Below are 10,793 nucleotides of genomic sequence, written 5' to 3'. Positions count from 1 at the left end.
CCCGCGGAGCGGGTCCCCCATCGCTGCGCGATGGGCAAGCGAACCTCCGCGCTGCGCGCGGAGGTTGCGCTCCCGCTCCGCGTGAGCGCTGCTGCTCGCTGCGCGAGCAGCACACCCGCCTTGCTGCGCAAGGCGGGTGACGCTCCGTCCGCTGCGCTCCCGGAGCTGCGGGGCCTACGGCCCCCTGAGGGGGGCCTTCGCTGCGCTCCAGCCAGCCGGGCCGCTACGCGGCCAAAAGGCCGGCCCCGCTGCGCGGTGCAGGCAACGGGCCTTCGGCCCGGGCAGCGAGGAGAGGGGTGGGTGCGTCTGACTCTGGCTGCTCACCCTTTGATCTGATGGAACTAGTCAGCCTTCCGGGTTGCGGGCACGCTCTTCGAAATCCCGCCGAATTGCAGCGCCTTAATCCTCAATCAGCCCATCCTCGTCCGGGAAGTCCAGAACCGTTCCGCAGTGGCTGCACAACTTCCCGTCTTCGGCCGGCGTGCCACACGCCTTGCAGAACCGGTTGCCCATCTCATTTTCAGTCTCCTGCGTCATGACACTCCGGAAGCGGCTCGAAGATGTTGGATTCCGATGCGGAGTACCCATGACGTCGAGGTTGATTCACGCGGCTGTGTGCTTCATTTTGCTACTAAGATAGATTCTGGAATTATAGGGCTGCAACGATGCGTCGTGTGTGCTGCTGCAGGACGCACTATGAGCGCCTTGGATCAAGGCGGGCTTCACCATGGCGGATGGTGAAAAGCCTGCTCCGCAGGCTTCCAGGGAACTCCCGCGCTGCGCGCGGGGTGACGGAGTGAGACTCCTCGCGTTGCGAGGAGTGGGCTCTGCGCTGCGCTCCGAGCCCTGTATTTCCTTCCGTCAGAACTTTGGTCATATACGCAGTTTGGGTGAGTGCCCTTCCGGCTCTCCGCTTCGCTTCGAGCCGGCTCCCCCCTTCAGTCGCTGCGCTCCTGGAGGGAGCCTTGAGGGTCCGTTCGCTGCGCTCCCGGACCTGGCCCGCATGCGCGGGCGGCTGGCTACGGGGGTGGGGGGTGGGGCCGGTCGTTGCCTTCGGCGGAAATTTTCGATGGATCCGGATTTGGGGCTGGTGCCTCTCGGCGTGGAGATCGGGGTGGTTGCGCAGCGGGGTGCCCGGGTCGGTGTGGTGATGTCAGTTCCGCTTCGCTGCACAGACATCCAGGCTGATACTGCCGTCCGTGTCGTCAGTCTCGGGGTGTGTACCAGGGTACGAGGCGCAGCAGGAGGTCGAGGGTGTGGCGGGCGGTTGTGCGGGTGGCGGTGGTGGGGGCGAAGGCCGCGGCGAGGGCGAGGGTGGCGGTGGTTGCGCCGAGCGCGGATGTGAGGACGAGCAGGATGCTCGCCGCGTGGTCGGGATAGTGGAAGGCGCTGGCGATGAGGAGGGTGAGCAGCGCGGTGGCGAGGCCGGCGGCGGCCTTGGTTCGGATGCGGTTTCGGTGCTCTGGGGTCATGGGCGGGCCTGCTGTCTGGAGTTGGCGAATCTGGGTGGTGCCGAGACCAGTGAGCCAGAGCCGCAAGTCCGCAGAACATTGCACCTCTCGGGGTTGTAATGGTGGGCATGGCACGAGGAGCGCCGAGTCCGGCTGATCTGCAGGTGGTCCGTGAACTGGCCGCGCGTGGAGTGACGGTGACGGCAAGCCAGTTGGAGAGCTGGCGGCGGGCGGGACTGCTGCCGCGGCATCGGCGGCGAGGCCTCGGGCGGGGCCGGGGGTCCGTAGTGGACGCAGTCGATCCGGTGGTCGTGGAGAGCGCGGCGGTGCTGGCGCGGCATCTTCGCCAGGGGCGGGATCGTCGGCTGGCGGTGCTGGAGTGGTTCGCCGAGGCGGGCGCGGCTGCGCAGCCGGGAACGGTGCGGGTGCCGGAGCCGCCGCTGGCGGCGGTGCGGGAGGCTGTGGTCTGGGTGCTGCGGGGCACGGTGTCGCATCGGCTGCTGGAGCTCGCACGCGGTGCGGCGGGGGCGGGTGAAGAGGCCGCCGATGCGCTGTATGAGGTCGCCGGCCGGCTGCTTGCGGCACATCCGTACCGCGGGTCTGCGGACCCCGCCCTGGTGCGCGCGGCGCTTGAGGCCGATGAAGACGTGGACGTGCCGGACGGGCCGGACTTCAAGAAGGTGGTGCACCTGGTCGCGGCGATCGGTCTGGGGGCGCAGGAGGTGGGCGGGGATGCGCTGGCCGAGGCGTTCGGCGCCTTCGCCCTGTTCGGGCTGACGGCCGAGGACTGGACACAGATGTTGGGCGCGGCTGAGCGCGGGGAGAGTCCGCCGGTGGACTGGGGGCTGCTCCAGCAGCGCGCGGACGTGCTGGAGCCGGTTCAGCAGGCCAGCGATGAGCAGTTGCTGCGGGCCCGGACGGTGCTGCTCGGGCTGCGGATGTTCTACGGGTTGCACGCGATGCACGCCCTGTTCATGCCGGACACTCCGGCGCTAGCCGGGCTGCGGGCGAAGATTGACGAGCTGGGTGTGTTCCCCATCCTGGACCACGTCATCGCCCTGAGTTCCTCCCCCAGGCACTTCGCCCAGGGCCTGGCCATCGGCCTCGATCCGCTCTTCGACGGGCTCTACGAGACGCTCATGGAACAGCTCGCCGCCGACCCGGCCCTCTTCCAGATCCCCGGCGACGAGACCGGCGCAGCCGGCTTCATGCAAACGTGGACCCGCACTCTGCGCGAGCAGACCGCAAGGGCCCGGAAGCGAGCGGATGCGAGTTGTGAGGAGCCCGTGTAGGGCCGGCCGGGGTTGGTGTCCAGTCCGGCCCGGCATCGCGTGTGGGTCTACGTCGTTGACACGGTCTGGCGGCGCTTGGCCCGCTCAACCTGGCGCAGCAGGAGGTCGGCGAACTGGATGATCTCTGCCGCCTCGATTGGGTCGTCGAAGTTGACGGTGCGGTGGCTGGCAGGGTTCTTGTAGGCGCCCATGGCGCCGGCGAACAGGTTCGCGGTGGCCGCCTGTTCGCCGCCCTCAGCCTCCGCATCGGCGAGCGCGCCGCCGGCCTTGCCGTTCTCGTGCGGCCGGAACGCCTCCCGCATCAGCTTCACGCCGACCAGTGAGTTGTCGAGTCCGGCGGCGTCGCGGACGGCGACCTCGACCGCCTTCATCGCGGCAAAGCACGCCGTCTCGTAGTCACCCAGGTCGAAGTTGGTGCGCACCGTGCCCTCCAGATCCGGGTGGAGCGGGCCGGACAGTCGTTCGCGGGCCTCGAACCGCGTGATGCCCTGCGGGTCCTTCGCCAGGTCCCTGCCGTCGCGGGAGATCCGGCGGAAGGCCTCGGACTGGCTGGGCTCGCGGGCCAGGAGCGCCTGAGCCTCCAGCCAGCACCAAGCGTCGGACAGCCGGTTCACGAGCGCGGCCGCATCCGGCTCTTCCTGAAATGCCTGCCGCGCCGAGTTCATGGTGCTCGCGTACTGCAGATATCCGGTCCCGGTGGCGAGGTGCTGCAGGAGAAGGAGTGCGACATCCCGCGTGGGCAGCTGCCGGATCTGCTCTGCCGGAACCGGCGGTATGTACTGGAAGTTCATGGGCCATAACGCTACGGCGCTGCGCTGACATTCTGCGGCCGTGCAGGCGGAGCAGGGGCGGGCCGTATGAAAATCGGCGGGAGGCCGCGCGCAGGTTCGTCGCACGTGCCGGGCCGAGGGGCGGCCCGATTCGGGAACTCACGCGGAAGTCGGCACCGGTGACGGTGCCGACTTTCGTGTCGGCGGGCGCGGACCAACGCGCCTGCCTGGGGTCCTGAAGCGGTTTTGGGCTTGCGACCAGGAGCTGTCAGGAGGCCACCAACCAGAAGGCTGTCGGAGGCGTATGGGGAGCACTGTCTTGGTGAAGGGGTCTAGGCCGCAAGTCCGCTGGAACAAAAGGTGGGCTGCCGCAGGCGTGGCATCCGTTCACTTCGTCGCCTGCAGGCCCGGTTGCGCGGGACAGGTGCTTTGCAGATTCTGTGGCTGGTGCGGAACAGCAGTGAGGCCACGATTTCCCATATCGGGCAAAGCGCCCACGGGGGCGAGGCGCGCTGAGGTGGGGCGTGGAAGGCTGTGAGTCCGCGCAGCCCGCACCACGGGGCAGGGCCAACTGCCCCTGGGCTGCGTCACCTTGCGACCAGAATTCGGCCCCGGCGCGTCCGCCGGCAGGCCCCGTCAGGACGGATCCCCCTGCACCATGAACAATGTCCCTGTTCCCCGCCCCACCGCAGCGGCCCCGGCCTGTGGCTGTGGCGCGGCCGGACGCTTCGGTCCCACGCACGCGTTGATCCTGCTGGTCGCCGTCCTGGGGCTGGGCAGCGGCCTGTTCCTCGCTGGCACCCAGCTCAGCATCGTCTTCGCACTGCTGGGTGGCCTGGGGGCGATCGGCGCGGCCACCCTCACCGCGGCCGGCGGCGGCCGCCGCCTGGTGACGGTCCTCATCGAGGCCGCCGTGCGGTCCTCCGCGGGTAGGTAGTGAAGGCCGTGACCCGTTCCCCCTTCACCAACTCCCCGGACAGCCCCTTCACGGCCCTCGCCGAGCATCTCGCAGGCCTGCGCCGGGCCGCTCGACTGACCCAGCGCGCCCTGGCCCAGGCCGCCAGCATCTCCCGAGGCACCGTCCAGCGCGCCGAGTCCGGCGCAGCGGCGCCCTCTCCCGCCGTCCTTGACGCCTATCTACGGGCGTGCCGGGCCAGTGCTCCCGACCAGACCAGGGCCCGACTGCTGCGCAACCGCGGCCGCACCGAGCGGCGCGGCCGGCTCCGCTCTCTCAACGCGCCCAAACCTGCCCTCATCCACAGCGAGGACGACCTCGGTGCCGCGCTGGCCGCGGAGTACGAGCGGGCTGGCGCACCCTCCCTGCGCGAGCTCAGCCGCAGGGTTCCCCACCGGCCGCCGCTGCCGCCCACCACCGCCTGGCGGATCGTGCACCGCAAGGGCCTGCCCGCCAGCCTCGAGCAGCTCGTCACGTACCTGACCGCCTGCGGCGTCAGCCCGGCACAGCAGCGCCTGTACGCCGAGGCCTACAGCCGCTTCGCCGCCGTCCGGGGAGTACGGGTGACCCCTGCACCCCCACCGCGGATGGCCCACTACACCGACAAGATCAGCCCTCGGTTCAGGAACCTGCTCGACTCCATGTCCGCCGACGAGGTCGAGACCGCCCTCACCATCGGCGTCACCCAGGTCGTCGCTAAAAGCGTCCGGCGCAACGGCGCCGCCCTGCCCGCGGGCGTCGATCCCGTCTTCTTCTCCTACGACCTGCTCTTCGCCGAAGACGACGCGTTCTACACCCGCTACCCCGAGGGCAACGCGGGGCTCTTCCAGCGTCGACACCCGCCTGAGGCTGCCCTGCGCCCCCGCCTCCCCGACAACGGTCTGCGTCGGCTCTCGTCCCCCGACACACGCGCTTGAGCGGATGCGCTGATCTTCCGCAGCGCGCCCTTCACCCCCTGGGGGGCGCTGCCCGACTCGAACGGGGTTCAGATGCCGGCCGCTGGCAGGATGGGCCCGATGGGGCGCACCGAGTCCCATCGGGGGAGAGAACAAGGACATGCTGAGAGCCGGAACGACCTGCGCCGAGGCGATCAATTTCCTGGATAACGATCTCGTGGCCGGAAGCCTGAACGACGTCTCCACCCGGATCCCTCCCATGATGAGAACGGGCGCGGATGCCAAGGTCGAGATGCGGGCCGTGCGCGCGCGGTACGACGAGTGGACCTGGAAAGCCGCCGAGGAGCTCAACCGGCGGTTCACCGACCGGGAGATCGCAGGACAGCTCCGCGCGGACCGTTACCGGGCGATCCTCACCGCGCCGCTGGACGAGGCCCGGCTGATGATGCACGCGGAAATCGCCGAGCTCCAGGACTACTTCAGATCTGTGGCCAACCGGGTGCGGGCCATGCAGGAGCGGTACGGGCGTGCCGGTGCCGTGCGTTACGCGGTGCTGGACACGAACACCACGCTGCACTTCACGCGGTTCGACAAGGTCCCCTGGCAGAAGGTGTTCGGGAAAGGCACCGCGGTCATGGTGCCGCACGTCGTGGTCGACGAGATCGACATCAAGAGCTACCAGACCGGGGACAAGAAGATCTCCCGGCGGGCGCGCGGGGTGTTCCGGCTGCTGGAGTCGGTGCTGGAAGCGGGGCCCGAGAAGGCGATCGCGGACGACGGAACCTGCGTGTTCATCGCGGACGATCAGCCTGGACACGCACGCCTTGCTGTGCCGGACGACGAGTTGGTGGCCTCGGCACTGCGTCTGCACCAAGCCGTCGCTCCCGCGGAGGTGGTCGTCATCAGCCGCGACATCGGCGTACGGACCCGGGCCCGCACCTGGGGGCTGCCTGCGCGGCCCTTGCCCGACACGTACCTGATCGAGGGCGGCGAGCTTCGCCGGCAGGAACTGGAACAGGCAGCCGCTGAGCTCGTGCCGGGTGGGGGCGTACCCATGCAGGCCGAATCGCAGGAATCGGCCGACTCGGCGGCACGTCAGGCAGGGAGCGGCTCATGAACGGACAGCACGGGCAGGACGGGCGGGGCCGCCAGGACCGCGCGGACGCGGTGGATCGCGAGATGGCCGCACGCCTGCTGCCCGGTCCCGTTGTACGGGCGCTGGGCCGCTGGTGGGAGACGCATGCGGCTGCTTACGCGGACGGGACACCCGGCGCGCACACGATCCGGTACACGCCCGGCCGGTGGGCGCAGATCACTCCGTGGCCCAAGGCGCTGGCGCCCACCTCCGCAGGCGGTGACGCTGCGGTCAGCCGGGCGGAGGTGGCCTCGGCCGTCGCCGACGCGTTGCGGCGGGAGGCGTTCCGGGAGGCGCTGGTCGCCACCTATGTGTGGGGCAAGGGAAAGCGCGGCACCCCCGGCGGCAGCGGACCGTCGACCCTCCACAAGATCCTGGCCTTCGACGGCCTCGACGCGGCACTGGCCGCCGCGGTCACCGCATTGCACGAGTACGGTGCGCCTCAGGCGTACGCCGCGCTCCAGGGGCAGGTTCCCGGGCTCGGGCCGGCCTTCTTCACCAAGTTCCTCTACTTCACCGGTATCGCCATGCCGCCCGCCCGCGGACCGCGGCCGCTCATCCTCGACCGCGTGCTGTCCAGGCGTCTGCGGCAGCTGGCCGCCGTCGTCGGCCGCGAGAGCGGCCACGACGTGGACGGCTCGATCGCTGCCTGGGTGTGGTCGGAAGGGAACTGGTCGCCCCACCGCTACCGGATCTACCTCTCCTTCATGCACGCCGCCGCCGACCAGCTGGCCACAGATGACAGCTGGCCGTCCGGCGCGGCCCCCGACCTCCTCGAATGTGCGCTGTTCACCACCGCCTGGGAGACATCCGGCTAAGCGACACCGCAACCGGGAGCGGGCAGGGGCGCTGCTGGCGTGCTCGGTCAGTGGGCCTGGGCAAGGCATCGGCAGGGCCACCCAGTAACTGGTTCCCCGCGTGCCTGGTTGGCGGTGTCTGTACCTGGTGGCTTTCGTCTTTCGGTGCTGTGTCAGTGCCGCGTGCCACACTGCCGGCCATGTCGCTCGCTGATCTCACTTTCGACCTGTGGCGGACCTTCGACGAGGTCACCGCCCGGCGGATCGCCCAGAAGGCCGCTGACCACGTGGGCGGCCGACTCTCACACGTCGAAGCCACCGAACACCTCGGCGCCCCGCTGCACCGCGCCCTGGTCGAACGGGGCGGGCAGGAGTTCGCGCTGATACCCGGAGGCCTGGTATCCCTGGGCTTCGACCTCAACACCTGGCAGCCGACCGCGCAGCAGGCGGCCGACTACGCCGAAAGCCGGGAGCAGGGCTACGGCTACGGGCCGGATCTGCGGACCCACCTCGAGCGGATACTCAGCGCTCCCCGCAGCGTCCACCTGGACACCGTCCTCATGGCCGTGGAAGACGAAACCCTGACCGAACCCCCGGCCGACATACCGGCTGTCCTCTCCGCCCGTGGTCTGCGGATGCCGAGCCCCGACGAGTGGGAACACGCCTGCGGCGCCGGGTCCAACACCCTGTTCCGGTGGGGCGACGACTGTCCCCTCGACCGCATCCCCTACGGAGACGACACCGGCCCGCACAACGAGCTGAACGCCTTCGGCCTGCACATCGCCTACGACACCTACCGCGCCGAGCTGACCAGCGATGTCACCGCCGTCCACGGCGGCGACGCAGGAGAGTCGGTGTGCGGCGGCTACGGCCACCTGCTGGCCTGGCTCCCCCTGGCGACCGCCAACCGCAACCCCGACATGGCCGAGTTCGCGTACGGACCCGACGGAGAGGGCCTGTACGACAACTACTCCACCCGACCGGTGCTCACGCTCTGAGCGACCGCGTGCGGGGGCCCCCGGTCGACGACCGACTCGCGGCTGGCGGGACAGACTCTCTCCCACCCCGTGGTGAGGGCTAAGAGCGACCGGCTCGCCGACTACACCTGGAAACGTCCACCGGTCCCCCGCTCGGACTGAAAATGGGCGAGGGCGCAGAAGCCACTGTGGCTACTGTGCGCCGATGCAGGGCTCTTGGGCACGGAAGCGAGCGCGGGTTTGCGGCCAGGGCGTCGCGCTGTCGTGGCCGGAGCAGCCGACGCCTCCGCAAAGAGGTCGTGAGTCGCGCATCGGTCTGCCGTTGATCAGCGCCACCCGCCCGTATGAGCCCTTTGACGAGTGAAGGCCATCCACCCCGGCCGTGAGGGCGGCGTGTGGGGGCCGCCGCGGGCGACGTTCATGCCCGTCGGCTGTTGCTGCTGGCTCGCCGCCTCCGCGAGCTGTGATGTGGATCACAGGATGATTCGGGGGGTGCGTTGTCGGATCGGGTCCGTGGCGGGACCGAGAGGAGAAGGATTTTCCACGACAAGGAGGCACCCATGGCCACCGAGGACCCGACGCCCAGTTACACCATGGTCGAGGATGACTGCTCCGTCCAGAACGATCTGACGGAGCGGATCAGCCAGTTCAACTACGAGTCCAATACCGGCGCCGCGGTCATGGCCTTGTTCCCGGCCCAGTGGAGCGGGAGCGCCGGCGATACCGTGACTCTCCGGGAGGACGGGAGCATCGCCCTCGACATGGACGGCACGTTCGACCTTCCGGAGCCGTTCGACCGTGTCGCCCCTCCCACGCTGATCACCACCACGACCGGTATGGCGGTACTCAAGGCCGGCCACCCGGCCAACCAGACCATCGAGTCTGGGTTCCGGGCTCTGAACATCCCGGTACCCGAGGTGATCCAGGCGCTGAGCGCCCGCGAGGCCGCGCTCGCTGGCGACAAACCCACGATTCACTCCTTCACGGCGGAGGTGCTGGGGAGGTGAGCGGATGGAACGAGCCGGTCTCCACCGCCCTGCTCGGCAACTGGGCGGACCCTCTCTACGACCAAGGACACCTCACCCCTGAGGCCTTGGACAAGCTGAGGTCAGAGGCCAGTGTCATCCACCGGCAACTCACCCCGGTCTGGCGCCGCAAACTCAACAAGTCGCGACTGCTGCTGCTCGACACCCCGCTCGGCGACGGGCTGACCCTGTACGACCTGATCTGCGGACAAGCCGCCGCCGACCCCGGCTTCGAGACCGGCTTCGAGGACTCGCGCCTGATCGAGATTCTGAAGGCCCTCTCCCCGGCCGAGCGAGCGGTGACTCTCGCTCTCGGCGCCCGTGGGGTCACCACCTGGGCCGAAGCGGCCATGGCCGCAGGTGCTGCGGAGCCGGAGAGGCAGGGCGAAAGGGTCCGCCGGAAGGTGAAGCGGCTTGCTGGGCGCATCACCGGCAGCTCGCCCGCGGCCGAGGCGGCCACGATGAGCGGCCGATGAGCACCCCTGCCCCTGTCGCAGCCCGCCCGTCCTGCCGCCGGGAGGTGGTGTTGCGGATCGCCCTGCCGGGCATTCCGGCCTGCACCGCAGTACTCGGCACCGGCAGCGTCGGCGCGGCCCTGGTCCACGGCGCCATCCCGGAAGCATCCCTGCTCGTGTGGCCGCTCGTGGTCCTCGCCCTCGGCACGATGGCGTACGACGTCGGGCTCCGTGCCCTGCGCCGCCGCGACGGCTGACCACGCTGCGCACGGCCACGAGGTCCCTCCCGGGCCAAGGCGCGTGCGCCCACCCCGAGCCCTGGCGCACCCTGGGCCTGGCGCTCTCGGCGCTGGGCCTGGGCCCACATAGTGCTCGGCCGGCTCCTGATTGTGCTGAGCCTTCGCGCCCGCCGCCTCGGCGGCGGGCGCCTCGACTTCCGCGAGGCGCGCCCACACTGCCTGTTCCCGGGCGGCGCTCTGGCTCGGGGGCCCGGGGCGGCGCTGGTGGCCTCCCGGCTGCGGGCGCCGGCCGGAAGGGGCGCGGACAGGCAGGGGCCTCAGTCGCCGTCCTGCGGGGGACAGTCACTCAGTGGTTCTTCAACGGCCGTCGCACGGGTCGTCGCCCACAGGCATCGGCTTGGTGTCGGCCGCCAGGCAGGAGGAGTACACCCGCGGCGGAGTGGGCTGCGGCTGTGGTTCCGTCGCGTCGCTCACGGCGATGATCGCCACGGCACCGGCGCAGATCAGCCCCGCTATCGCGGCGAGCCCTGTACGGCGGCTCACCGGTCGCCTCTGAAGTGGTCGAGAATTTCATCGCTGCAGTCGTCCGCGCCGACCCGGGTTCGCGTGAAGGACAGCACGCCGTCGTCGTTGTCTTCCCTCTTACTGATCGTTTCAGAATGAGTTTGGCTCACAGGCTTGGCAGTTGGGCTGGTGGGCGGCAGACTTCTGCGGGTGTCGGATGATCTTGTGCCTGATGACCTGTGGGATCGTGTCGCTCCGCTGCTCCCGCCTCGCCCACCGCGGCGTCGGCGGTATCCA

Annotated in this window: 12 protein-coding genes; 9 read left to right on the top strand and 3 right to left on the bottom strand. The window is 69.9% G+C overall.

Features of this window, described 5'->3' with window-relative positions:
- Positions 1-1,205 precede the first annotated feature (1,205 nt).
- Positions 1,206-1,472, bottom strand: coding sequence for a hypothetical protein (locus ACIRDU_RS38455; protein WP_403588855.1), 267 nt, complete (start codon positions 1,470-1,472; stop codon positions 1,206-1,208).
- A 266-nt stretch (positions 1,473-1,738) separates the two neighbouring features.
- Here ACIRDU_RS38455 and ACIRDU_RS38450 point away from each other — a divergent pair, with 266 nt between their 5' ends.
- Positions 1,739-2,743: a hypothetical protein gene (locus tag ACIRDU_RS38450; RefSeq protein WP_403588853.1), complete on the top strand. Its 1,005-nt coding sequence runs from the start codon at positions 1,739-1,741 to the stop codon at positions 2,741-2,743.
- A gap of 47 nt (positions 2,744-2,790) precedes the next feature.
- Here the strand turns inward: ACIRDU_RS38450 and ACIRDU_RS38445 are convergent, their stop codons facing one another.
- Positions 2,791-3,534 carry a TIGR02391 family protein gene (locus ACIRDU_RS38445; protein ID WP_403588851.1) on the bottom strand — a complete coding sequence of 248 codons (744 nt, stop codon included), beginning with the start codon at positions 3,532-3,534 and terminating at the stop codon, positions 2,791-2,793.
- A gap of 637 nt (positions 3,535-4,171) precedes the next feature.
- On the opposite strand from ACIRDU_RS38445, the gene ACIRDU_RS38440 reads away from it, so the two are divergent.
- The 8 genes from ACIRDU_RS38440 (at position 4,172) to ACIRDU_RS38405 (ending at position 10,010) form a co-directional block, all read left to right on the top strand.
- Positions 4,172-4,450: a hypothetical protein gene (locus ACIRDU_RS38440; RefSeq protein WP_381111530.1), complete on the top strand. Its 279-nt coding sequence runs from the start codon at positions 4,172-4,174 to the stop codon at positions 4,448-4,450.
- Positions 4,451-4,458: 8 nt separating this feature from the next.
- Positions 4,459-5,385 carry a helix-turn-helix domain-containing protein gene (locus tag ACIRDU_RS38435; RefSeq protein ID WP_403588849.1) on the top strand — a complete coding sequence of 309 codons (927 nt, stop codon included), beginning with the start codon at positions 4,459-4,461 and terminating at the stop codon, positions 5,383-5,385.
- 139 nt (positions 5,386-5,524) lie between these two features.
- Complete coding sequence (locus ACIRDU_RS38430) at positions 5,525-6,481, top strand: PIN domain-containing protein (protein ID WP_403588847.1); 957 nt, start codon at positions 5,525-5,527, stop codon at positions 6,479-6,481.
- Positions 6,478-7,317 (top strand): hypothetical protein, encoded by an 840-nt coding sequence (locus ACIRDU_RS38425; RefSeq protein WP_403588845.1) that lies wholly within the window; start codon positions 6,478-6,480, stop codon positions 7,315-7,317. The genes ACIRDU_RS38430 and ACIRDU_RS38425 overlap by 4 nt, the downstream gene beginning before the upstream one ends.
- A gap of 179 nt (positions 7,318-7,496) precedes the next feature.
- Positions 7,497-8,294, top strand: a complete 798-nt coding sequence (locus tag ACIRDU_RS38420) for a hypothetical protein (RefSeq protein WP_403588843.1) — start codon at positions 7,497-7,499, stop codon at positions 8,292-8,294.
- Positions 8,295-8,833: 539 nt separating this feature from the next.
- Positions 8,834-9,280 carry a hypothetical protein gene (locus tag ACIRDU_RS38415; RefSeq protein WP_403588841.1) on the top strand — a complete coding sequence of 149 codons (447 nt, stop codon included), beginning with the start codon at positions 8,834-8,836 and terminating at the stop codon, positions 9,278-9,280.
- A complete protein-coding gene (locus tag ACIRDU_RS38410) occupies positions 9,277-9,774 on the top strand; it encodes a hypothetical protein (RefSeq protein WP_403588839.1) in 498 nt (165 codons plus the stop codon). Before ACIRDU_RS38415 ends, ACIRDU_RS38410 begins: the two co-directional genes overlap by 4 nt.
- The gene (locus ACIRDU_RS38405) at positions 9,771-10,010 is read left to right on the top strand and encodes a hypothetical protein (protein WP_403588837.1); all 240 of its coding nucleotides are present in this window, start codon (positions 9,771-9,773) and stop codon (positions 10,008-10,010) included. Before ACIRDU_RS38410 ends, ACIRDU_RS38405 begins: the two co-directional genes overlap by 4 nt.
- A gap of 339 nt (positions 10,011-10,349) precedes the next feature.
- Here ACIRDU_RS38405 and ACIRDU_RS38400 read toward each other — a convergent pair whose 3' ends face one another.
- Positions 10,350-10,535 carry a hypothetical protein gene (locus tag ACIRDU_RS38400; protein ID WP_397759015.1) on the bottom strand — a complete coding sequence of 62 codons (186 nt, stop codon included), beginning with the start codon at positions 10,533-10,535 and terminating at the stop codon, positions 10,350-10,352.
- Positions 10,536-10,793 lie beyond the last annotated feature (258 nt).

This window comes from Streptomyces sp. NPDC093598, from assembly GCF_044764825.1.
Lineage (GTDB): Bacteria > Actinomycetota > Actinomycetes > Streptomycetales > Streptomycetaceae > Streptomyces.
The sequence above is the reverse complement of the archived record's forward strand: the minus strand, read 5'-3'. Positions and strand labels throughout refer to the sequence as shown.

What these genes read in the sequence shown, in the direction of transcription:
- ACIRDU_RS38415 (WP_403588841.1), top strand. Translation starts at nt 8,834, where the DNA reads ATGGCCACCGAGGACCCGACGCCCAGTTACACCATGGTCGAGGATGAC.
- ACIRDU_RS38405 (WP_403588837.1), top strand. Translation starts at nt 9,771, where the DNA reads ATGAGCACCCCTGCCCCTGTCGCAGCCCGCCCGTCCTGCCGCCGGGAG.
- ACIRDU_RS38445 (WP_403588851.1), bottom strand. Translation starts at nt 3,534, where the DNA reads ATGAACTTCCAGTACATACCGCCGGTTCCGGCAGAGCAGATCCGGCAG.
- ACIRDU_RS38440 (WP_381111530.1), top strand. Translation starts at nt 4,172, where the DNA reads ATGAACAATGTCCCTGTTCCCCGCCCCACCGCAGCGGCCCCGGCCTGT.
- ACIRDU_RS38455 (WP_403588855.1), bottom strand. Translation starts at nt 1,472, where the DNA reads ATGACCCCAGAGCACCGAAACCGCATCCGAACCAAGGCCGCCGCCGGC.
- ACIRDU_RS38430 (WP_403588847.1), top strand. Translation starts at nt 5,525, where the DNA reads ATGCTGAGAGCCGGAACGACCTGCGCCGAGGCGATCAATTTCCTGGAT.
- ACIRDU_RS38425 (WP_403588845.1), top strand. Translation starts at nt 6,478, where the DNA reads ATGAACGGACAGCACGGGCAGGACGGGCGGGGCCGCCAGGACCGCGCG.
- ACIRDU_RS38420 (WP_403588843.1), top strand. Translation starts at nt 7,497, where the DNA reads ATGTCGCTCGCTGATCTCACTTTCGACCTGTGGCGGACCTTCGACGAG.